Origin of the sequence: Streptosporangium vulgare (assembly GCF_042428775.1) — a bacterium.
Classification (GTDB): Bacteria; Actinomycetota; Actinomycetes; order Streptosporangiales; family Streptosporangiaceae; genus Streptosporangium; species Streptosporangium vulgare.
Genome location: NZ_JBHMBS010000009.1, coordinates 86,656 through 108,400, shown reverse-complemented (window position 1 = coordinate 108,400; position 21,745 = coordinate 86,656). Strand labels below are relative to the sequence as shown.

Genomic DNA, 21,745 nt, shown 5'->3' with positions numbered 1-21,745 from the left:
CAGCCCATCAAATCGGCGTCCTACATGACAGTCGGTAACCATTTCACCCGATCCTTTCAGCGTGTCGCTCTTCCAGGTGGCCACGCAGCCGCGACAGGTCGAGTGATTCCGCGACGCGAAAAGCACGCGGAAACGCTCGGCGACGCTCTGCGAGTTCGAGACAGCTCAAGGTGGGATGCAGTGAAGCACCACGACCTTGGAGCCGTCTTCGCAGGTCAGGGACGATAACGCCCTCGACCACCACCAGGCGGAGCAGCTCGGAGGAAACCGTGCGAACCCGGCACCCCACACATGTTCTCAGTGGGGCAGCCTGGCCACCATATTCCAGCTTACCGTGTGGGCGCATCTGCGGAACCGGCCGCGTCCCCCGGCTGGGTGTCGGGACGGATGTCGATCCGCCAGCCGGTGAGGCGGGCGGCCAGCCGGGCGTTCTGCCCCTCCTTGCCGATGGCGAGGGAGAGCTGGTAGTCCGGCACGGTCACGCGCGCGGCGCGGCCGTCGAAGTCGATCACCTCTACGTGGGAAACGCGGGCCGGAGACAGCGCATTCCCCACGAAGTCCGCGGGATCCTCCGACCAGTCGATGATGTCGATCTTCTCGCCGTGCAGCTCCGTCATCACGTTGCGCACCCGCGAGCCCATCGGGCCGATGCAGGCGCCCTTGGCGTTCACTCCCGGGCGCCGCGACCTGACCGCGAGCTTGGTGCGGTGACCGGCCTCGCGGGCGACGGCGGCGATCTCGACCGTGCCGTCGGCGATCTCGGGCACCTCCAGCGCGAAGAGCTTCTTCACCAGGCCGGGGTGGGTGCGCGACAGGGTCACCGAGGGGCCCTTGTGGCCCTTCTTGACCTGCACGACGTAGCAGCGGATGCGGTCGCCGTGGACGTACTCCTCGCCCGGGACCTGCTCGCTGTGCGGCAGCACCGCCTCGATCTTGCCCAGGTCGACCAGGACCACGCGCGGGTCCTTGCCCTGCTGGATGACTCCCGCCACCAGCTCACCCTCGCGGCTGGCGAACTCGCCGAAGTTGATCTCGTCCTCGGCGTCGCGCAGCTGCTGCAGGATGACCTGCTTGGCGGTGGTCGCGGCGATGCGGCTGAAGTTGCCCGGGGTGTCGTCGAACTCCCTGAGCACCTCCCCGCTCTCGTCGTCGAGCTCGGCGGCGAAGATGGTCACGTGCCCGGACTTGCGGTCGAGCTCGGCGCGCGCCTTGGCCGCCGCGCCCTCGCTCCGGAAATATGCGATCAGCAGCGCGTCCTCGATCGCCTTGACGACCAGGTCGAAGGAGATGTCCTTCTCCCGCTCCAGGCTGCGCAGGACGCTCATGTCGATGTCCACGAGGCTTCCCCCTTAGCCCTCGTCGCCGTCTTCGCCGTCGTCTTCGGCGTCGTCGAGCCGGCGGAATTCCACCTGCACCCGTCCTCGGGTCAGGTCCTCATAGTCGATGCGGCGCGGCGCGCCGTCGACGTCCAGCTCCACGCCGGTCTCGTCGGTGGCGACGATCCGGCCCTCCACGGCGCTGCCGTCCTTCAGGTCGGCCTTGACCAGCCTCTTCACCGCGCGGCGCCAGTGGCGTGGCTCGGTGAGGGGGCGGTCGACCCCCGGGGAGGAGACCTCCAGCACGTACGGGGTGGCCCCCATCGCCTCGTCGGCGTCCAGTGTCGCGGAGACGGCGTGGCTGACCTCGGCGACGTCGTCGAGGCTCACGCCCCCGTCACGGTCGACCACGACACGCAGCAGCCGCCGCTTGCCCGCGGGGGTGACCGTGACGTCCTCCAAGTCGAGCCCTTCGGCTCCGACGACAGGTTCCAGAAGCTCTATCAGGCGGTCGCGGGATGTGGCGCTGCCCATGCCGACCTCCCATTGTCACGATCTCAGCCGGGCGGACCTCGCCCATGCGATTAACCAGCCTATCCACACCAGGGCGTGGAAACAGCGCCACTCGGTGTGGCGGAGCCGCCCGAGAAGCGAGGTGAGTGCCATTATTCCAAGCCCGTACGATGCTAAGTGCGTCAGCTGCCGACACAGAACCGGAGGTCGTCGTGCGTTCCGTCTCCCGGCGCGCCCTGCTGAGGGGCGGCGCTCTCGGGGTCGCGGCCGTGACGGTCACGGGATGCGCCGCCGAGGAGCGGGTGCCTCCCGCGGCCGCGCCACCCGACCCCGAGACCCTGCTCCTGCGTGAGCTGATCGCGGGCAAGGAGCGCACCGTCGCCCTGTACGCCTCGGCGGCCTCGGCCGGCCTCGAACCCTTCAGGCAGCGGCACGAGGCCCACCTGGCCGAGCTCCGCCGCCGCCTCCCGCCCGCTCCGGCTTCCACGGCCGCGACCCCCGCGCCGTCGCCCACCTCGTCGCCCGTCCCGTCGCCCTCCGGGGACGCGGCCCAGGGCGGCGCGTCGGTACGGACCCTGCGGAACCTGGAACGCAGGGCCGCGGCGCTGCGCACCCGCCAGATCGAGGGGGTCTCACCCCCGCTGGCCCAGCTGCTCGCCTCCATCGGCGCCTGCGAGGCCGCGCACGCCGTGGCCCTGGCGAGGCCGCTGTGAGAGGCGCTTCGAGGGCCGGGGGCAGCGGGGGCGGGGCCGACCGGGGGCTCGACGCGGCGCTGGCGGCCGAGCACGCCGCCGTGTACGCGTACGGGGTCCTCGCGGCCAGGACCACGGGCAGGCCGCGCTCGGCGATGACGACCGCCTACAACGCCCACCGCGCCCGCCGCGACCAGCTCCGCACGATGATCATCGCGGCGGGCGGGGCGCCCGCCGAGCCGAAGGCGGTCTACGAGCTCCCGATCACGCCGTCGAGCGCGGCGCAGGCGGTGGAGCTGGCCGTGCTGGTCGAGCGGGGGGTGACCGGCGCCTATCTGGAGCTGGCGGCGTCCGCGGACCCGGCCCTGCGCAAGATGGCCGCCCTGGTCATGCAGGAGTGCGTCGTCCGCTCCTACAGCCTGCGCCCCGAGATCGAGGCCTTCCCCGGCATGCCGCCCCGGACGGCGCCCGGACCCACCGCCACTCCCGCCGTCACCCCTGCGGCCACCCCCGCGGTCACCCCGTCTCAGTGACGTTTCCCACCGATTTTCCCGGGTGACCGCCTTCGGGGAGAAGGGTGGGAACCGGGCTGGTCAATGCGGAAAACGATCTTTCCCGAGGCTCCTGGATTCGCGAATCGTGATTCGAACCCGCTTTCAAACATGTTTGCACCACGTCTGCCGGGTAGCTGCATCTTCGCGAAATACGCCTAAGGAGGAAGCAATGGGCTGGGGATACCGGAAATCCATGAAGTTCGGTCCGTTCCGTCTTAACCTTTCGCGGGGTGGAGTGGGGCACAGCTGGGGAAACCGCGCCTTCAGGGTCACCAAGACGGCCGACGGGCGCCGCACCCTGAGCGTCAACCTTCCCGGCGGCTTCCACTGGCGCAAGACGCTCAGCAGCAACAGCGGCCGTCGCTGATGGGCATTACCCGGGAACCGTTCTCGGACGCCGCTCGTTCTCATGACACGACGCGAGGTTTCGGGGAGTCCGGGGAGAAGGCAATGGGCTGGGGATACAGAAAGTCGATCAAAGTCGGTCCCTTCAGGATCGACCTTTCCCCGCGAGGGGTGGGCCACAGCTTCGGCAATCGCCGATTCCACGTCAGCAGGACCCCCGACGGCCGCAAATACGTGACCGTCAACCTGCCGGGCGGGTTCCACGTGGGCAAGGCGATCGGCCGGAGTTCCCGGCGTCACCACCACTACCACTACTGACGCGGGGCCATACACGTAAAAGAGCGGCCCACCCCTTGGAAAGGGGTGGGCCGCTCTCGTGCGTTCCGGCTGACGCGCCTTCCGGGGGCGGATCCCAGGGGTGGACCGCTCTCCGGTGCCCGGGATCACCTCCGGCGGGACCCGCCAGGGATCACCCCCGACAGGCCGCCACGACGCGCTCCACGGCCTCGGCGAGCGGGATCTCCTCCTTGACACCGGTGGCGCGGTCGCGCAGCTCCGCGACGCCCTGGGTGAGCCCCCGGCCGACGATCAGGATCGTCGGCATGCCGAGCAGCTCCGCGTCCTTGAACTTCACCCCCGGCGAGACGCCGGGCCGGTCGTCGACCAGGACGCGCAGCCCGCGGCCCTCCAGCTCCTCGGCGATCCGGGTGGCGGCCTCGACCTGGCCGTCCTTGCCGGTGCCCACGATGTGGACGTCGGCGGGGGCGATCTCGCGGGGCCAGACCAGCCCGAGCTCGTCGTGCCTCTGCTCGGCCAGCACCGCCACCGCCCGGGAGACACCGATGCCGTACGAGCCCATGGTGACGCGGACCGGCTTGCCGTCGGGGCCGAGGGCGTCGAGCTTGGCGGCGTCGGCGTACTTGCGGCCGAGCTGGAAGATGTGGCCGATCTCGATGCCGCGGTCGATGGACAGGCCGGAGCCGCAGACCGGGCAGGCGTCGCCCGCGCGGACCTCGGCGGCCTCGATGGTGCCGTCGGCGACGAAGTCACGGCCGGCGACGACGTCCGCGGCGTGCTTGCCGGGCTCGTTGGCGCCGGTCACCCAGGCGCTGCCGTCGACCACGCGGGGGTCGACGAGGTAGCGGATGCCGAGGTCCTTGAGGACCTGGGGACCGATGTAGCCGCGGACCAGGCCGGGGTGTCTGGCGAAGTCCTCGGCCTCGAAGATGGCGGGCTCGCCGGGGGCGAGGGAGGCCTCCAGCCGCTTGAAGTCGACCTCGCGGTCTCCGGGGACGCCGACGATCAGGGTCTCGGTCTTGCCCGATCCGGGGACGGTCACCTTGATCACGATGTTCTTGAGCGTCTGGGCGGCGGTGATGCCGAGGCCGTGGTGCTCGTTGACGTGGTTGACCAGCGACTCGATGGTCGGGGTGTCGGGGGTGTCGAGCACCCGCGCGGCGGGCCGCTCGTCGGTGATCGCGGGCGGCGCGGTGGTGACGACGGCCTCCGCGTTGGCCGCGTAGCCGCAGTTGTGGCAGGCCACGAAGGTGTCCTCGCCGGTCTCCGCGGGGGCGAGGAACTCCTCGGAGGCGGAGCCGCCCATCGCTCCCGACGTGGCGAAGCAGATCTTGTACGTGATGCCGAGCCGGTCGAAGGTCTTGATGTAGGTCTCGCGGTGGCGCTCGTAGGAGCGCTTGAGGCCGTCGTCGTCGAGGTCGAAGGAGTAGGAGTCCTTCATGATGAACTCGCGCCCGCGCAGGATGCCGGCCCGGGGGCGGGCCTCGTCGCGATACTTGGTCTGGATCTGGTAGAGGGTCACCGGATAGTCCTTGTAGGAGGCGTACTCCCCCTTGACCATGTCGGTGAACATCTCCTCGTGGGTGGGGCCGAGGAGATAGTCGGCCCCCTTGCGGTCCTTGAGGCGGAAGAGCGTGTCCCCGTACTCGGTCCAGCGGCCGGTCGCCTCGTAGTATTCGCGGGGCAGCAGGGCGGGGAAGAGCACCTCCTGGCCGCCCATGCGGTTCATCTCCTCGCGCACGACGCGCGTGACGTTCTCCAGGACCGTCTTGCCGAGCGGCAGCCAGGAGTAGACGCCGGGGGCGACACGGCGGACGTAACCGGCGCGGACGAGCAGCTTGTGGCTCGGGACTTCCGCATCTGCCGGGTCGTCCCTCAGCGTTCGAAGAAACAGCGACGACATGCGCAGCAGCACGGCTACTCCTAGCTAGCGAGGTTCGGTGTTCTACAGGCTATCGAGTCTCGCAAGCCGATTGTCTGCGGTCGACCGCTTCCGCGCCCGGCGGTGAGGACGCGGTGAGGACTCAGAGGCCGGTGAGGAAAACGAAGTACGAGGCCCCGAGGACGAACGCGATCAGCGCGGAGCAGACCCGGTCGCAGCCGCGTCCCAGCGAGAGCAGCATCCCCAGCACGATCGCGATCACCACCGCGACGCCCCACGGCCAGAAACCGGAGACGTGCTCGGGCCCGCCGGGCATCACCTTGTCGATCCCGTCGAGCAGGGCCAGCCCGGCCGCACCGCCGGCCGCGAGGTCCCCCCAGCGGTCGTAGCGCTTGGCGAGGTAGGAGAGGACGCCGACGGCGACGAGGTTGGCGATCAGGAGGTTCATCGAGGCGCCGTCGCCGCCGAGGCCCAGGAGCCAGGCGTTCTTCTCGAAGATGGTGGCGACCAGCAGCGAGAGGATCGGGCCGAACGCGGCCAGCACGCTGGAGAGGACGGCCCAGCCGATACCCGCCGCCGTCCGTCCCATGACGACGACGAAGAGGAGGTAGGCGTACGGGTTGTAGAGCGCGTACAGCAACTCGGGACCGTAGGCCAGCAGCGCTCCGACTCCGCCGAGGAGCATCCCCACGAAAAGAGAGAGGATCATGTGCCGGAGAATGGCGCGATCCCGGCGGTCTCCGGCGACGAAGTCAAGCGTGTAGTTACGTTCTCCCAAAGCCACTGATCCCCCGATCACATTTGCTAGTGGCTATCGGCAGTGTATCTGACCTGGGGAAACATCCCTAATACGTCAAGTTTGCAAAGCAAGCGAGCGCTTGATGACAGTAAAGTGGACGGGCGTTCGGCCCGGCCTGTCGCCGTGAGCCTTTCCATCGCCTTCCCCGGGGAGCGGCCGGGCGTCCGCGACGCCGTCCGCCCCTTTCCCGCCTTTCTCATCGGGTGTCCCGGGTATCCCGGGTGTCCGGGTGGCCGCGACCGGTTCGCCGTCCCGTCCGCCGCCGGGACGGCCCGCGGTGCCGCGATACGACGCCACCGGCTCGGCCGCCCCTGGGCGTCAGCCGCCGAGAAGGATCTCCCAGGGGTGACGGGAGGCGGTCCTGCGGGTGGTGTCGAGCGCCTCCCCGAGGCGGCGCAGACCGGCCCTGCCGCGGAACCGCTCGCGGTGCACGGGGTCGACGGCGCGCAGGACGAACGGGACGCCCATGACGTCCAGGGTGGCGCCACCCGCCGTGGCGGGACCGGAGCGGGTGACCAGGGCGCCCGGGCGGCCCGGATCGCGGACGTGCCTGGCCAGGACGGCGGCGATGTCGGCCGCGCCGGGGCCGTCGCGCCACTCGATGTACCAGCCGTGGTCGGCCCCGCGCCACCAGGTCAGGTCACGGCAGGACTCCATGAGCTCCGACTCCCCCGCGAGCGCGGCCATCACCCGGCCGAACGCCTCGTACCGGAGCCCGCACGAAGGCCGGTCCCCATCGGAGGCATCAGGTATACCGGAGATGTCAGAAATATCGGGAGAGTCGGGAGAGCCTGAGGAGCCGGGAGCGCGTCCTGTCCGGTGTGGTCCCCTCATGTCCTGAAGCGGACCGTCCTTCGGACGCCGGGCACTCGCTTTGCGGCGCTTCTCCGCTCCTGAACTCACGAGAACCAACTGTGATCCGCCGGGCTTGTCCCCGCAAGTGCTGATCCGGTACCCGACCTCACGCCACGGGGCGGGCCGAACCGGCCGGAACCCCGGAGTCGCTCCGGGCCTCGGCCGGGACCTGGGAATCACCCCGCACCTCGACCGGCACGGCAGTGGCGCCCCGCGCCTCGGCCGGCACGGCGATGGCGCGACGTGCCTCGACCGTCAGGGCCGCGTTGCGGCGCGCCTCGGCGAGCACGGCGCGGAAGAAGCCGGCGGGCGGCCCACCGGCCCGGTAGGCCAGGCCGGTGCGACTCAGCACTCTCGAGGCGTCCAGGCCCGCGGGCGCCTCGAGAGTGCTGATCCAGCCGACGCCGAACGACATATTCAGATCACGCGCCCGCGGTCCCCGGCGAACGAATCGATCATGTCGGCGCGTGAGTCTGGCAGGTTGCCCCCGGGTGATACAGAATCGAGCAGGCATCGCGTTCATGACATCCAACGCCGGGGAGGCGACATGTCACTACGAGTCGCGATCGTGGGGTCAGGACCCGCCGGGATCTACACCGCCGAGGCCCTGACGAAGCAGGCCACCGTGCCTCTCAGGGTGGACGTCCTGGAGCGCCTGCCGACGCCGTACGGGCTGGTGCGGTACGGGGTGGCTCCCGACCACACCTCGATCAAGTCGATAGCGGGCTACCTGCGCGGCGTGCTGGAGCTTCCCGAGGTGCGGTTCCTCGGTGGTGTCGAGCTGGGCAAGGACGTCGACGTCGCCGACCTGCTCGGCTGCTACGACGCCGTCGTCTACTGCACCGGCGCGATGGTCGACCGGCGGATGGGCATTCCCGGCGAGGACCTGCCGGGCAGCGTGGCCGCCACCGACTTCGTCAACTGGTACTGCGGCCACCCCGACATGCCCGCCGACCGCTTCGTCCTCGACAACCCCGAGGTCGCGGTGATCGGCGTGGGCAACGTGGCGGTCGACGTGGTGCGCGTCCTGGCCAAGACGGCCGAGGAACTGCGTGCCACGGACGTGCCCGAGGAGGTGCTGGCCCGGCTGGCCGCCAGCGAGGTGAAGACCATCCACATGATCGGACGCCGGGGGCCCGAGCACGCCAAGTTCACCCTGAAGGAGCTCAGGGAGCTGGGCGAGCTGGCCAACGCGGACGTGCGCGTGCGGCCGGAGGAGTGCGTGGCGGACGTCACGACGGCGTCCCGGCAGGTCCGGGGGAACGTCGAGGTCCTGCGGAGCTGGACCACCCGCCCCTTCATGGGCCGCCCCCGGCGGCTGGACGTGCGGTTCTGGATGCGCCCGGTGGAGATCATCGGTGAGGAGCGGGTGGAGGCGCTCAAGCTGGAGCGCACCCGGCTGGTCGACGGCCGGGTCGTCGGCACCGGCGAGTTCGAGACCATCCCGGCCGGCATGGTGTTGCGCTCGGTCGGCTACCAGAGCGTGCCGCTGCCCGGCGTCCCCTTCTCGGAGACCACCATGACCGTGCCGAACGAGGCCGGCCGGGTCCGCGACCGCGAGTACGTCGCGGGCTGGCTCAAGCGGGGCCCCACAGGTGTGATCGGCACCAACAAGTCCGACGCCGCCGAGACGGTCCGCACCCTCCTCGCCGACCTGGCCGGACGCGATCCGGTACGCCGCGCTGACCTGGACGACCTTCTCGCGGCCCGGGGGGTGTCGCCGATCACCTACGAGCACTGGCTCGCCATCGAGGCGGCCGAGGCGGCCCTGGCCAGATCCCTCGACCGGGGCGATCGGGTGAAGCTCCTCGGCCTCGCCGCGATGCTCACCGCCTGCGATCGGGAACCACGCTCGGGAAACGACCTGGAGACCGGCTGAACCGGCCGGACCGACCGAACGAGCCGAACCGGCCCAACGGGCTCAACGGGTTCAACGGGCCGAACGGGCCGAACGGGCCGAACGGGGACCACGGCCCTCAGCCCGAACCGGCCCTCACCCGGACCGGCACGTCCAGCACATCCCGCACGTCCAGGAGGAACACCAGCATGCGCGTCACGCTCGCCGACCCGTCCGCCCTGATCCCGGGTTTCGCGCAGACCCATCGCGAGCAGTCCGCGCTGTACCCGTACCGGCCGGTCGAGTGGCAGCCCGTGCACACGGTCTACGTCCCGGCCGACCGGTTCGACGACGTGACGACGCGGGAGTGGGGTGACGCCGCGCTGGAGCTGTTCCGGCGGCACCTGACGGAGGCCGACCTGGCCACGGTCCTCGGCGCGACTCCCGGCGTGCCTCCCGGCGCGGGCGAGGACCTCGCCGGGGCCGTGCACGGGAGGGTGGCCGCCAAGCTCGCCCGGGAGCCCGTCGAAGACCTCCGGATCGACTTCGAGGACGGCTACGGGACACGTCCCGGGGAGGAGGACGGCCACGCCTCCGCCGCCGCCAAGGCGGTCGCGGCCATGCACGCGGCCGGGACGCTCCCCCGGCGCTGGGGGCTGCGGGTGAAGTCGTTCGCCGACGGCGACCCGGTCCGCGCCGTCAGGACCCTGGACGGTTTCCTCACCGGCGTGACCGAACGAGCCGGGCGGCTGCCCGAGGGATTCGTGATCACCTTTCCCAAGGTGCTGATGAGGGACTACCTGCACCAGTTCGCCGACTGCCTCGACGCGCTGGAGGACGGGCTGGGGCTCGGCCGGGGCACGCTGAGGTTCGAGATCCAGGTGGAGGCGCCGCAAACGGTGCTGTTCCTCGACGCGGGCCTGGTGACCTCCCTGCGGGGCAGGCTGGCTGCGGCGCACTTCGGCGTCTTCGACTACACGGCGAGCTGCGCCCTCCCTCCGCACGAGCAGCGGCTGGACCATCCCGCCTGCGACCACGCCAGGCACGTCATGCAGACCGTATTCGCCGGGACCGGGGTGGAGCTGTCGGACGGCTCGCTGGCCGCCTCCCCCGCCTCGGACGGCGGGCGTGACGTGCGGGACCTGTGGCGGCGCCACGCGAGGCTGGTCGGGCACTCCCTGACCCACGGCTTCTACCAGGGCTGGGACATGCACCCCTCCCACCTGGTCAGCCGGTACGCGGCGGTCTACGCCTTCCACCTGTCCCGGTACGGGGAGTACGCCCGTCGGGTGCGCGCCTGGGAGGAGCGGCGCGACGCCGGTGAGGGCGTGATGGACGAGCCCGCCACGATCAAGACCATGGCCGCCGCCCTCCGCCGCGCCGACCTGGCGCTGGGCACCGGCCCCGAAGAGCCGACGGCCTGACTCCGGTCACCCGTCTCGCCGGGAAGGCCCGGTCCGCCGGGGAAGGACCGGTGCACCGGGGAAGGACCGGTCCGCCGGGGAGACGCCCGGTCCGCCCGGGGGTAAGCCCGGTCGCCCGGGGATCCCGGCGGGCTTCAGTCGATCAGGGCACGCCACTCGCGGACCCGGCGGGCGTCGACCGGGTCCGACCAGGACGCCCGCACGGCGCTGCCGACGTGGAAGGCCCGCACGCCGTACTCCATCAGCACCCTGACGTGGCCGGGCCGCAGCCCGCCGCCGGCCATGATCAGCGGGCCGTCGCCCGCCTCGCACCGGGTCTTGAGCAGCGGCAGCCCGTCCGCCACGCCACCGGGCGCACCCGAGGTGAGCACGGTGGCGAGGTTGGGCAGGAGCCGGACGGCGCGCCAGCTCGCCTGGGTGTCGGCCGCGTGGTCCACCGCCCGGTGGAAGGTCCAGGGCAGCGGCGCGACCGCGTGGATGAGCGCCTCGGTGGCGGCCAGGTCGACCGCCCCCGCCTCGTCGAGGAAACCGAACACGAACCCGGCCGCGCCCGCGTCGGCGAGGGCCCTGGCGTCGCGGCTCAGGGCCTTCAGCGACTCGGGCGTGGCCAGGAACGAGGCCTCGCCGCGCAACATCACCATCTGCGGCAGCGCGCATTCCTTGGAGATCGCCGCGACCGTCTCCGCCGCCGGGGTGAGCCCGTCGGAGGCCATGTCGGCGACGACCTCCAGGCGATCGGCGCCGCCCGCTTCCGCGGCGACGGCGTCGCGCACGTTGAGCGTGATCACCTCAAGCAAGGATCCGGTCATGAATGGAGGCTATCGGATGGCTTTGTCCTGGGATCGCCGTGGTTCAGACATGCTCGGGGACGGACGCCCCACGCCGGTCCGAGAAGGGCAGCGCGAGGCCGGACGCGCGAGCGCGCAGGCCCCCCGGCCGCTGGAACAGGGCGCCGGAGGCACGATGCGGCAGGTCGACCGTGCGGAGATGCGTGAAACGCTGTCCCCGATAGTAGCCCTGCAACCCCGGGTTGTCCTTGGAGCAGTCAAGCCGGAGCCACCTTTTCCCCAAGGCCAGGACCCGCAGGCCCGCCCAGTCGAGGAGCGCCTCCCCCAGTCCCGTGCCCGCGTGGTCGCGCGCCACGGCCAGCTTGTGGACGTAGAGCGCCGAACCGGGGTCGTCCCCCCGGGTCCAGAACTCGGGGTCGGCGTGGCCGTCCAGGGCGAGGGTGGCGACGGGCCCTCCCTCCCCGTTCCGGCCGCCCGGCTCCTCCCCCCTGTCCAGCAGGTAAAGGACGCCCTCGCCGATCAGCGGGGTGATGCGCCCGGCGGGGAAACCGTCGGCGGGCCACTGCCGCACGCCGCGGCGGTTCAGCCACCCGGCGGTCTCGGCGAGGAGCGCGAGCACCCCGTCGAGGTCACCGTCCGTGGCCCTGCGCAGCGTGAACGGGCGCGTGGTGGTGGGACTGGCGGTGTTCGAGTGCATGGTTCATCCCTTCGTTGCGTTCGGTGCATGAGATGACACGGAGCGTGTCCATGTGATGGCGCACGGCATCCATGCCGGGCTAGGCGGACCGCCTAGGGGCCTGAGGCGAGCGGGGAGACCGCGATCGGAGGGGGCGGGAGGAGGCCCGCCGGAGCGAAAGACGCGGCCGGGGACAGCGGGAAGGGACCCGCCGACGCGGAAGGAGCCCTCGAAGGCGGTGGGAGGAGACCCGCCGGGACGAAAGGCGCCACCGACGCGGAAGACGCCTCCGAGGACGACGGGAGAAGACTCGCCGGGGTGAAAGGCTCCGCCGGGAACGGCGGAAGAAGACTCGACGAAGCGAAAGGTGCCGCCGGGAACGCCTGAGACGGCGGGGAGAGGCCCGTCGGGGCGGGCGACGCGGGAAAGCAGGAAGACGCGGGAGAGCGGGGAGACGCGGGAGAGCGGGGAGACGCGGAGAAGCGGGAAGAGTCGGGGAAGCGGGGGAAGCGGCGTCTAGCCACCCGGCGGGCGCGGCCCGGTGCTCGCCCGCGGCGCGGGCGGAACGGGGGCCGGCCCGTCAGGGCGGTCACGGAGACGTCAACGGCTTTCCAGCTCGTACCGGATCAGGTGCTTGTCGGCGGGCAGGACCGACACCGCCACGCGCACGGGAGTGTCGTCCTCGTCGTAGCCGACCCGGATGTAGACGACGACCGGCGTGCCGAGCTGGAGCTGGAGCCGCTCTGTCTCGGCGCTGTTGGGCATCCGCGCCCAGATGTCGTCGACCACCCGCACCTGCCGGTGGCCGAGTTCCTCCAGGACCTTGTTGGCCCCGCGCACGATGTCGCCGGGACGGGTGATCTCGGAGTCGGCGACCAGGGCCAGGGGGAAGTAGGAGTCGTTGGTGTTGTACGGCTGGCCGTCCACGAAGCGCAGCCGCCGGCGGACCACGGCGAGCTCCTCGTCGGAGAGCTCCAGCCTGCTGGCGATCTCCTCGGCCGGTTGCACGATCGAGACCTCGATCTCCTGGCTCGGCGCGCGCCCCTCCTGGGAGACGGCCCAGGCGAACGCCTCCAGGGTCTCCTCGCGCCGTGGCTGGAGTTCGCGCTGGGGGTGCATGAGCAGCGGGCGGCGTTCCCTGACGACGGTGCCCCTGCGGGGGGTGCGGGTGACCAGGCCCTCGTTCACGAGCTCGCCGAGAGCCAGCCGTACGGTGTTGCGGCTGACCTGGTGCGCGAGCATGAGTTCCGCCTCGGTCGGTAGCTGATCCCCCGGGCCGAGCACACCGGAGTAGATGGTCCTCCGTAGATCGGAGGCCACCTGTTGATACAGCGTTGACCGTGCCATTAAGTCCCCTTTGTGCCAACAAAACTAGACGATCTGGTTCTAGCGGGGAACAGCCCCTTGACCCAACCTCCCAAGACCCGCATCATCCAATCGTTGGTACAAATCCATCGAAAGGTCAGCGAGGGGGTGGAGGCCGGTGCTGTCGGTCCGCACGGATACGCCGCACTTGCCATGGCGCGATCCCCGCGAGGCAACACGTTTACTGCGTTACGCGTTGCACCGCCAGGGATTCACGCACACCTACCAGAGCAACGGAACCGGCATGTCCGTGCTCTCCGTGCTGACCGATCTAACTGTTTGGTGCAAGAACGGGCTGTTCGTCTGGAACGAGGACGGCGTTGAGTCGTCCCACCCGGCCGACGACCCGGTGGGAGCGGCCCGCCTCATCTCACAGCACTACCGGCGGCCCGCACCCGACGACGACCTCTCGGAGGAGGGCGCGGACCACCCGGTCCGCGCCCTCGCCACCACAGACTCCGAGCGCGACTAGCAGGCCGAGGACCCCATCCCTCGCCGGGGTCCTCCGTCGCCGCGCTCGGGGCGGAACGCGTCCTGGCGGGTCCCCCACGCCCGCCAGGGCGCGTTTCCCACCGCGGGAACGCCGTCCACGGGACGGGACCCGCCAAGGCGTGACCGCTCGCCTCCCCCACCCCCCGCCTCCGGCGGCGAGCGGCCCGCCGGGACGGAAGACGTGAGACCGCGCGAGGGAAGACAATTGCCCTCATGCGGTTCGGGATCCTGGGCACCACACGGGTATGGCACGACGGCGCCGAGACCTCCTCCGGGGGCGGCACCGACGCCGCCGCCGTCGCCGACATCGGGGACATCGGGGCCGAGGTCCGCATCGGCGGCCCGGCCCGGCGGGCGCTGCTGGGCCTGCTGCTCGCCCGCGCCGGTGAGGTGGTGACGGCCGACCTGCTGATCGACGACCTCTACGGCTCGCGGCCACCGGGAGGGGCGGCGCACGCCCTGCAGTCGCAGGTGTCCCGGCTCCGCCAGGTCCTGGGACGCGAGGCCGAGATCGAGGCCGTCCCCTCGGGCTACCGGCTCGCGATCGACCCCGCCGACCTCGACGTCCACCGCTTCGAGCGGCTGTCCGACGAGGGACGCCGGGCCCTGCTCGGCGGCGACCCGGCGCGGGCGGCCGTACTGCTGCGGCAGGCCCTGGACCTGTGGCGGGGGCCCGCGCTCGCCGACGCCGCGGACGCCGCCTCCGTACAGGCCCTGGTGCTGCGGCTGGAGGAGCGCAGGCTCGGCGCGCTGGAGGACCGGATCGAGGCCGACCTCCGGCGGGGCGAGCACCGGGCCGCGGTGCCCGAGCTGCAGGAGCTGACCGCGAGGCACCCGCTGCGGGAAAGGCTCAGGAGCCTTCTCATGCGCGCCCTGCGGGCGGGCGGCAGGCAGGCGGAGGCCCTGCTCGTGTTCGAGGAGACGCGGCGGCTGCTCGCCGACGAACTCGGCGCGGACCCCTCGGCCGAGCTCGCGGCCGTCCACCAGGAGCTGCTCAGGGGCGAGCGACCGTACGAGCCGCCCGCGCCACCGGCGCAGCTGACCAGCTTCGTGGGTCGCGCCGAGGACCTGGCCGAGGTCACCCGGCTGCTCGGAACGGCGCGCCTGGTCACCCTGCTCGGTCCCGGCGGGGCGGGCAAGACCAGGCTCTCGATCGAGGTCGCGAGCGGCCTGCCGGACGTCTGCTTCGTCGAACTCGCGGCGCTGCGCGACGGGCGGCAGCTGCCCCAGACCCTGCTCGGCGCGCTCGGTCTCCGCGAGAGCGGGCTGCTCATCGCGCCCGAGGAGACCGAGCCCGTCTCCCGGCTGCTCGCGGCGCTGGCCGACCGGCCGCTGCTGCTCGTGCTCGACAACTGCGAACACGTCGTCGAGGCGGCCTCGGACCTGACCGCGCGGCTGCTCGCCGGATGTCCTGAGCTGCGCGTCCTGGCGACGAGCCGGGAGCCGCTCGGCATCACCGGCGAGAACCTGTGGCCGGTCCGGCCGCTCGGCCCGTCCCCCGCCGCGCGCCTCTTCGCCGACCGGGCCTCGGCCGTGCGCCCCGGTTTCGCGCTGGACGAGGCCGGGGCGGAGATCGTACGGCGGATCTGCGACGAGCTCGACGGCCTGCCGCTCGCCATCGAGCTCGCGGCGGCCAGGGCCCGCACGTACGAGCTCCCCGAGCTCGCCGCCCGCCTGGACGACCGCTTCCGCCTGCTGTCGCGGGGCAGCCGCACGGCCGACGCCAGGCACCGGACGCTGCGCGCGGTCGTGGCGTGGAGCTGGGACTTGCTGTCCGGGGCCGAGCAGGTGATGGCCAGGCGCCTGACGGTCTTCTCCGGCGGCGCGACCGCCGAGGCCGCGGCGCTGGTCTGCGGGGTGCCCGACGCCGAGGACGTGCTGGACTCCCTCGCCGACAAGTCCTTGGTGGAGGTGGGCGGCGGGCGCTACCGGATGCTCGACACGATCCACGCCTACTGCGCCGAGCAGCTGGAGGTGGCCGGGGAGTCCGAGGCCCTGCGGCGCGCGCACGCGGACCACTTCCTGGAGCTGGCGCGGGAGGCGGACCCCCACCTGCGGCGTGCCGAGCAGCTCCGGTGGCTGGAGATCCTCGGCGCGGAGCACGCGAACCTCCAGGCCGCCCTGCGCTGGGCCGTCGAGGCGAGGGAGGTCGAGCTCGCCCTCGGACTGTTCGCCTGCTTGTCACCGTATTTCTGGATGCGCGGTATGCGGACCCTGGCGACGGCCCCGGCGGTCGCGCTCCTGGACGTGATCGGTGACAGCCCACCCCCGGGGCTCGGGGACGGATACGTGCTCTGCGCCCTGGTGGCGGCGGCCGGTGGCAGTGGCCGGGAGGCGTGGGAACGCCACCGGGCGACGGCCGAGGCGACCGTCGTCGACCCCGGCCGTCCGCACCGCCACCCGATCATCACCTTCCTCTGGCCGATGGTCGACTCCGGGGCGGAGGATTCGAGCGTCGCCCTCGCGGTGATCGAACGCGGGCGGGCGGGAGACGATCCCTGGGAGAGGGCCGTCGTCCACCTGCTGTGGGGATATCCGCAGCTCGCGGCCGGGGACCTGACGCAGGCCGAGTACGAGTTCACCTCGGCCGCCGACGCGTTCCGCTCGCTGGGCGACCGGTGGGGGACGTCGCTCGCCCTGGACGCGCTGGCCGGTCTGGCGGCCCTGCGCGGCGACCCCGAAAAAGCGATCACCCTGACCGACGAGGCCCTAGCCCTCACCGAGCGGCTCGGCGCCCTTGAGGACATCCCCGACCTGCTGTGCAACCGGGGCGACTACCGCGTCCAGGCCGCCCGGACCGGAAAGGACCCCGCGGGCACCGGCCTCCGGCGGGCGCGCGCCGACTACGAGCGGGCCGCCGAGATCGCCCGCCACTCGGGCAGCCCCACCTACCTGGCCGCGGCGCTGCGCGGCCTCGGCGACATCGCGCGACTGGAGGGAGACCTGGCCGGGGCGCGCGTGCTGTACGAGCAGGCGCTCGACCGGTTCGAGACGCACTGGGTGCGGAGCGCGGGAAACCGGACGAGCGCGCTCCTCGGGCTCGGCAGGATCGCCGAGCTCTCCGGCGACCTCACCGAGGCCCGCGCCCTGCACCGGCGCGCCGCAGAGGTGGCGGTGGAAACAGGGGCGATCACCGAGGGCGCCCGCCCGATCGAGGCCCTCGCCGGAATCGCGCTGCTCGACGGGGACGCCCCCGGCGCCGCCCTGCTGCTCGGCGCGGCCGTCGCCCTGCGGGGAGTCGCCGGCGAGGACGACCCCGACGTCTCCCGTACGGCCGCCGCCGCACGGGCCGCGCTGGGCGAGGCGCCGTACGAGGCCGCCCACCGCGAGGGCGCGCGGCTGTCCGGGACGGACGCGCTGCGCCTGGCCGGTGTCTCCGAGACCTTCATCCGGACCTCACCGATCGGCCACCTCGCCGACCACAAGCCGGTCCCACCCGGCTGACCGGCGCGCGGGCTCGTGGCCCGCCGCCCACGGGATGGCGTACGTGCGAGCGTGCGGGCATGCAGGTGTGCGGGCTCGTGGCCCGCGGCCACGGGATCGCGGGCGTGCGAGCGTGGGGTGTGCGGGTGTGCGGGTCTACGGCTCGCGGTGAGCGTCCGGTGAGAGCGGTGAGCTCGCGGTGAGCGGGCGGTGAGCGCCCTCGGACAGGCTCAGTCCCATGAACACCACACCGCGGCTCAAGAACAAGAACATCCTGATCTCGGGGGCCGGCGTCGCCGGTCCGGCGCTGGCCTACTGGCTGCACCGCCACGGTTTCACCCCCACGATCGTGGAACGGGCGCCCGGCGTCCGCGACGGCGGCTACGCGGTCGACTTCCGCGGCGAGGCCCACCTCACCATGCTCGACCGGATGGGAATCCTGGACGACATCCGGCGCGAGCGGACGAACATGGGCGCGATGGCGTACGTCAACGCCGCCGGCAAGAAGGTCTCCAGCATGCCCGCCGACGTCTTCAGCGGCGACCTGGAGATCCTGCGCGGCGACCTGGCGCGCATCCTGTACGAGCACACCCGGGACCACGTCGAGTACGTCTTCGACGACTCCATCACCTCCCTCACCGAGGACGCGAAGGGCGGCGGTGGCGTTCAGGTCACCTTCGAGCGCGGTGAGCCGCGCCGGTTCGACCTGGTCGTGGGGGCCGACGGGCTGCACTCCAACGTCCGGGCGCTCGCGTTCGGCCCGGAGTCGCGGTTCGTGAAGGAGATGGGCCTGTACTGCGCGATCTTCACCACCGCCAACCACCTCGGGCTCGACCACACCGGGCAGATCTACAACACCCCCGGCAAGCTCGTCGGCATGTACAGCGCCCGGGGGAACACCGAGGCGAAGGCGACGTTCTACTTCGGCTCCCCCGCGCTGAGCTACGACCGCCGCGACACCGAGCGGCAGAAGAAGATCCTCGCCGAGGCGTTCGCCGGTGTCGGCTGGGAGGCCCCCCGGTTGCTGGACGCGATGTGGGAGGCCCAGGACTTCTACTTCGACTCGATCAGCCAGGTCCACATGGACAGCTGGTCGGCCGGCCGGGTCACGCTGCTCGGGGACGCCGCCTACTGCGCCTCGCCGCTGTCGGGCATGGGCACCGGCCTGGCCATGATCGGTGCCTATGTCCTCGCCGGGGAGCTGGCCGCCGCGGGCGGCGACCACCGCGCGGGCTTCGCCTCCTACGAGGAGGCCATGCGCGAGTACGCGGCGGGGTGCCAGAAGGCGGGCGACGGGGTGGGCAGGTGGATGGTTCCCGAGAGCCGGTTCATGGCCTGGTTCGTCAACCAGAACTACAAGCTCCTGCCCTACGTGCCCTGGAAGGGCCTGATCGCCAAGGGCATCCGGCGGACGGCGAACGCCATCACCCTGAAGGAGTACGAGCGCTGACCCCGCCGGACCTCGCACCACCGGCGAACGCCCTCCTTCACGGCGAACCTCGAACGGGCGAACCGCCCCGCGAGGAGCCGTGCGGCGGCCGGGTGGCCGCGTCAGGTGGTGGCGCGGGCGGCGGCGTCGACGAGGTCGGCGACGGCGGCCGGCTGGGAGACGGTGACGGCGTGGGAGGCGTCGATCTCGACGGTCGTCGACCCCGCCCTCTTGGCCATGAAGCGCATGGATTCGGCGGGGATGGCCAGGTCCTGGGTGGTGACCATGGTCCAGGACGGGATGGTCTTCCAGGCCGCCCTGGTCGCCTTGTCCGCCAGCGCGGTCGCTTCGATGGGCCGCTGGGTGGCCGCCATCAGCTCGGCCGTCTCCGGGGCGACGTCGGCGGCGAACACCGCACGGAACTCGTCCTGCCGGATGTACAGGTCGGTCCCCGTCCCCCCGCCTGCCAGCGGGTACGGCACCGGGTAGAGGGCGGAGCCGAGCTCGCCGCCGGGGAACCTGGCCGCCAGCTCGCCGGTGCTCTCGCCGACCTCCAGGTTGAAGCTGGCGACGTAGACGAGCGCGACGACGCCTTCGGCCCCGTCGGCGGCCTCGCTCATCACCGATCCGCCGTACGAGTGACCGGCGATCACGACCGGGCCGGTCAGGCTGTCGAGCACGCTGCGCAGGTATTCGGCGTCCTCCCGCAGCCCGCGCAGCGGGTTGGCGACGGCGACGACCGGGTAGCCACGGCGCCTGAGGTCGGCCACCACGCCGTTCCAGCTCGCGGACTCGGCGAAGGCGCCGTGGACCAGGACGACGGTGGGAGTGCCTGCCGCCACGGGCTCGTGGGATGTGGTGCTCATCAGGGGCTTCCTCTCGGTAGGGAGAGTGGCGGCTGCCGCTCTCGAAATGAAATATGCAATATATTGCACACACTGTCAACGCCACGGCCAGGTTGAAGTTTCCCGCCTGGTGTGTGCAATATATTGCATGCCCATCCCGCGAGACACGCCCGCCATCGACCGGCATCTCCTGCGTGACAACGTCTACCAGCGCCTGCGCGACGCCATCGTCGACGGCAGCCTCGCGCCCGGCGAGCAGTTACGCGACGTCGAGCTGGCGACCTGGCTCGGGGTGAGCCGCACCCCGATCCGCGAGGCGCTGCTGCGGCTCGCGGAGGCCGGGCTGGTCGTCGCCCAGCCGGGACGCTCCACCATGGTGAGCTCGCTGAACCTGCGCGACATCCGTGAGGCCCGCGACGTGGTGGCGGCGATGCACGAGCTCGCCGTCCGTGAGGCGGTGGGCGGTCTCACCGAGACCGACCTCGACGCGATGCGCGAGGCCAACGACCGGTTCCGCGCGGCGATCGAGGCGGGCGACGTCGAGGCGGCCCTGCGCGCCGACGACGAGCTGCACGGCATCCCCGTGCGGGTGGCCTCGAACCGGGCCCTGGCCTCGGTCCTCGACCAGTTCACACCGGTGCTGCGCCGCGCCGAGCGGCTGCGCTTCTCGTCGCTGGGCGGACGCGCGTCCCTCGCCCGGCACGACAACCTGATCCGGCTGTGTGCCGCCGGAGACGCGGACCAGGCGGCGGCGGTCGCCTTCGACACCTGGCGCACGCTGCCCGCCGCCGAGGAGTGAGCGTGCCCCCGTCCGGCTTCCCCGCCACCGAGGAGCGAGCGTGGCCCTGCCCGATGTCCGGCTTCCCCGCCACCAAGGGGCGAACGTGGCCCTGCCCGATGTCCGGCTTCCCCGCCACCAAGGAGTGAGCATGGCCCTGTCCGACTTCCCCCGCCACCGGCTGACCTTCGGGCCGAGTCCCGTCCACCCGCTGCCGCGGCTCACCCGGCACCTCGGCGGGGCGTCGATCTGGGCGAAGCGCGAGGACTGCAACTCCGGGCTCGCGTACGGCGGCAACAAGACCCGCAAGCTCGAGTACATCGTCCCGGACGCGCTCGCACAGGGCGCGGACACGCTGGTGTCGATCGGCGGGCACCAGTCCAACCACACCCGCCAGGTCGCCGCCGTCGCCGCGTCGCTGGGGTTGAAGGCGGTGCTGGTGCAGGAGAGCTGGGTCGACTGGCCCGACCCCGTCAACGACCGGGTCGGCAACATCATGCTGAGCCGGATCATGGGCGCCGAGGTCCGGCTCGACCCGGCCGGCTTCGGCATCGGCTTCAAGGACTCGTGGAACCGGGCGATCGAGGACGTGAAGGCGCGCGGCGGCACGCCGTACCCGATCCCGGCGGGCGCCTCCGACCACCGGCTCGGCGGGCTCGGGTTCGCGAACTGGGCCTACGAGGTGGCGGAGCAGGAACGCGAGCTGGGCGTCTTCTTCGACACCGTCGTGGTCTGCGCGGTCACCGGCTCGACCCAGGCCGGCATGATCGCCGGATTCGCCGCCCTGGAGGAGGCCGGCGGCCGGCCGCGCCGGGTGATCGGGATCGACGCGAGCGCGAAGCTCGACGAGACCCACGACCAGGTCGCCCGGATAGCGAGGGCGACGGCCGAGCTCATCGGCGTCGGCCGTCCCCTGCGGGACGACGAGATCACGGTCCTGGCCGGATGGGCCGGCGACCTGTACGGGATCCCGGTGCGGTCGACCCTGGACGCGATCCGGCTCACCGGCGAGCTCGAAGGCGTGATCATCGACCCGGTCTACGAGGGCAAGTCGATGGCCGGTCTGATCGACCTCGTCACCGGCGGGGAGATCCCCCGCGACGCCACCGTCCTGTACGCGCACCTGGGCGGCCAGCCGGCGCTGAACGCCTACAGCGGCGTGTTCACGCACACGCGGCGGCTGACCTGACGCTCGGTGTCACCCACAGGCGCCGGCCGGCCTGCCCCTGCGGGTTCATCCACACGCGGCGGCCGGCCTGCCCTTGCGCGTTCATCCACGCGCGACGGCCGGCCTGACGCCGGTCACGGCTCACGGCCGGACGTCTCCGGGGCCGCCCGCGCGCCGTGGCCGCCGAAGACCGTCCCACTGAAGACCGCCCTGCCGAAGACCGTCCCGCTGAAGACCGCCCTGCCGAGGAGCCGGTCACGGGGAGGA

23 protein-coding genes are annotated in these 21,745 nt (G+C 72.0%); 12 read left to right on the top strand and 11 right to left on the bottom strand.

Annotated elements, in window-relative coordinates:
- Positions 1-43: 43 nt before the first annotated feature.
- Genes ACFFRH_RS20285 through rimP form a run of 3 tightly spaced genes read right to left on the bottom strand, consistent with a single transcriptional unit; the run spans position 44 to position 1,850 of the window.
- On the bottom strand, positions 44-346 hold the full coding sequence (locus tag ACFFRH_RS20285; RefSeq protein WP_386158602.1) for a YlxR family protein: 303 nt from the start codon (positions 344-346) through the stop codon (positions 44-46).
- Complete coding sequence (gene nusA / locus ACFFRH_RS20280) at positions 330-1,337, bottom strand: transcription termination factor NusA (RefSeq protein ID WP_329091732.1); 1,008 nt, start codon at positions 1,335-1,337, stop codon at positions 330-332. The genes ACFFRH_RS20285 and nusA overlap by 17 nt, the downstream gene beginning before the upstream one ends.
- A 12-nt stretch (positions 1,338-1,349) precedes the next feature.
- Positions 1,350-1,850: a ribosome maturation factor RimP gene (gene rimP / locus ACFFRH_RS20275; protein ID WP_386158598.1), complete on the bottom strand. Its 501-nt coding sequence runs from the start codon at positions 1,848-1,850 to the stop codon at positions 1,350-1,352.
- 191 nt (positions 1,851-2,041) lie between these two features.
- Between rimP and ACFFRH_RS20270 the strand changes: the two genes are divergently transcribed.
- From ACFFRH_RS20270 to ACFFRH_RS20255, 4 genes are all read left to right on the top strand, one after another.
- Entirely contained in the window at positions 2,042-2,542 is a 501-nt protein-coding gene (locus ACFFRH_RS20270) for a hypothetical protein (RefSeq protein ID WP_386158595.1), read from the top strand.
- Positions 2,539-3,054, top strand: a complete 516-nt coding sequence (locus ACFFRH_RS20265) for a ferritin-like domain-containing protein (RefSeq protein WP_386158593.1) — start codon at positions 2,539-2,541, stop codon at positions 3,052-3,054. The genes ACFFRH_RS20270 and ACFFRH_RS20265 overlap by 4 nt, the downstream gene beginning before the upstream one ends.
- A gap of 190 nt (positions 3,055-3,244) precedes the next feature.
- Positions 3,245-3,442, top strand: coding sequence for a DUF4236 domain-containing protein (locus ACFFRH_RS20260; RefSeq protein WP_386158590.1), 198 nt, complete (start codon positions 3,245-3,247; stop codon positions 3,440-3,442).
- A gap of 83 nt (positions 3,443-3,525) precedes the next feature.
- A complete protein-coding gene (locus ACFFRH_RS20255; protein ID WP_386158587.1) occupies positions 3,526-3,738 on the top strand; it encodes a DUF4236 domain-containing protein in 213 nt (70 codons plus the stop codon).
- A 151-nt stretch (positions 3,739-3,889) separates the two neighbouring features.
- On the opposite strand, the gene ACFFRH_RS20250 is transcribed toward ACFFRH_RS20255, so the two are convergent.
- The 4 genes from ACFFRH_RS20250 to ACFFRH_RS20235 form a co-directional block, all read right to left on the bottom strand.
- Positions 3,890-5,632, bottom strand: a complete 1,743-nt coding sequence (locus tag ACFFRH_RS20250; RefSeq protein ID WP_386158584.1) for a proline--tRNA ligase — start codon at positions 5,630-5,632, stop codon at positions 3,890-3,892.
- Between the two features lie 109 nt (positions 5,633-5,741).
- A complete protein-coding gene (locus tag ACFFRH_RS20245; RefSeq protein WP_386158581.1) occupies positions 5,742-6,308 on the bottom strand; it encodes a hypothetical protein in 567 nt (188 codons plus the stop codon).
- Between the two features lie 408 nt (positions 6,309-6,716).
- Positions 6,717-7,085, bottom strand: coding sequence for a hypothetical protein (locus ACFFRH_RS20240; protein ID WP_386158578.1), 369 nt, complete (start codon positions 7,083-7,085; stop codon positions 6,717-6,719).
- A gap of 274 nt (positions 7,086-7,359) precedes the next feature.
- Positions 7,360-7,668: a hypothetical protein gene (locus ACFFRH_RS20235; protein WP_386158575.1), complete on the bottom strand. Its 309-nt coding sequence runs from the start codon at positions 7,666-7,668 to the stop codon at positions 7,360-7,362.
- Positions 7,669-7,800: 132 nt separating this feature from the next.
- Between ACFFRH_RS20235 and ACFFRH_RS20230 the strand changes: the two genes are divergently transcribed.
- Both ACFFRH_RS20230 and ACFFRH_RS20225 read left to right on the top strand, forming a co-directional pair.
- Positions 7,801-9,132, top strand: a complete 1,332-nt coding sequence (locus tag ACFFRH_RS20230) for an FAD-dependent oxidoreductase (protein ID WP_386158573.1) — start codon at positions 7,801-7,803, stop codon at positions 9,130-9,132.
- A gap of 167 nt (positions 9,133-9,299) precedes the next feature.
- Positions 9,300-10,514 (top strand): DUF6986 family protein, encoded by a 1,215-nt coding sequence (locus tag ACFFRH_RS20225; RefSeq protein ID WP_386158570.1) that lies wholly within the window; start codon positions 9,300-9,302, stop codon positions 10,512-10,514.
- A gap of 134 nt (positions 10,515-10,648) precedes the next feature.
- On the opposite strand, the gene ACFFRH_RS20220 is transcribed toward ACFFRH_RS20225, so the two are convergent.
- The 3 genes from ACFFRH_RS20220 to ACFFRH_RS20210 all read right to left on the bottom strand — a co-directional run bounded on the left by ACFFRH_RS20220 (position 10,649) and on the right by ACFFRH_RS20210 (position 13,325).
- Complete coding sequence (locus tag ACFFRH_RS20220) at positions 10,649-11,323, bottom strand: copper homeostasis protein CutC (protein ID WP_386158568.1); 675 nt, start codon at positions 11,321-11,323, stop codon at positions 10,649-10,651.
- A 43-nt stretch (positions 11,324-11,366) separates the two neighbouring features.
- Complete coding sequence (locus tag ACFFRH_RS20215) at positions 11,367-11,999, bottom strand: GNAT family N-acetyltransferase (RefSeq protein WP_386158565.1); 633 nt, start codon at positions 11,997-11,999, stop codon at positions 11,367-11,369.
- Positions 12,000-12,578: 579 nt separating this feature from the next.
- On the bottom strand, positions 12,579-13,325 hold the full coding sequence (locus ACFFRH_RS20210) for a GntR family transcriptional regulator (protein ID WP_386158563.1): 747 nt from the start codon (positions 13,323-13,325) through the stop codon (positions 12,579-12,581).
- 262 nt (positions 13,326-13,587) lie between these two features.
- On the opposite strand from ACFFRH_RS20210, the gene ACFFRH_RS20205 reads away from it, so the two are divergent.
- The 3 genes from ACFFRH_RS20205 (at position 13,588) to ACFFRH_RS20195 (ending at position 18,708) form a co-directional block, all read left to right on the top strand.
- The gene (locus ACFFRH_RS20205; RefSeq protein WP_386158560.1) at positions 13,588-13,815 is read left to right on the top strand and encodes a hypothetical protein; all 228 of its coding nucleotides are present in this window, start codon (positions 13,588-13,590) and stop codon (positions 13,813-13,815) included.
- Between the two features lie 233 nt (positions 13,816-14,048).
- On the top strand, positions 14,049-17,279 hold the full coding sequence (locus ACFFRH_RS20200; protein WP_386158557.1) for an AfsR/SARP family transcriptional regulator: 3,231 nt from the start codon (positions 14,049-14,051) through the stop codon (positions 17,277-17,279).
- A gap of 217 nt (positions 17,280-17,496) precedes the next feature.
- Positions 17,497-18,708: an FAD-dependent monooxygenase gene (locus ACFFRH_RS20195; protein ID WP_386158554.1), complete on the top strand. Its 1,212-nt coding sequence runs from the start codon at positions 17,497-17,499 to the stop codon at positions 18,706-18,708.
- Between the two features lie 101 nt (positions 18,709-18,809).
- Here ACFFRH_RS20195 and ACFFRH_RS20190 read toward each other — a convergent pair whose 3' ends face one another.
- Complete coding sequence (locus ACFFRH_RS20190) at positions 18,810-19,553, bottom strand: alpha/beta hydrolase (RefSeq protein ID WP_386158552.1); 744 nt, start codon at positions 19,551-19,553, stop codon at positions 18,810-18,812.
- Between the two features lie 127 nt (positions 19,554-19,680).
- Between ACFFRH_RS20190 and ACFFRH_RS20185 the strand changes: the two genes are divergently transcribed.
- From ACFFRH_RS20185 to ACFFRH_RS20175, 3 genes are read left to right on the top strand one after another with little or no spacing between them, the layout of a single operon-like run.
- On the top strand, positions 19,681-20,331 hold the full coding sequence (locus tag ACFFRH_RS20185) for a GntR family transcriptional regulator (protein WP_386158549.1): 651 nt from the start codon (positions 19,681-19,683) through the stop codon (positions 20,329-20,331).
- A gap of 2 nt (positions 20,332-20,333) precedes the next feature.
- On the top strand, positions 20,334-20,459 hold the full coding sequence (locus ACFFRH_RS20180; protein ID WP_386158545.1) for a hypothetical protein: 126 nt from the start codon (positions 20,334-20,336) through the stop codon (positions 20,457-20,459).
- 2 nt (positions 20,460-20,461) lie between these two features.
- Entirely contained in the window at positions 20,462-21,499 is a 1,038-nt protein-coding gene (locus ACFFRH_RS20175; protein ID WP_386158542.1) for a 1-aminocyclopropane-1-carboxylate deaminase, read from the top strand.
- The last annotated feature ends 246 nt before the right edge of the window (positions 21,500-21,745 follow it).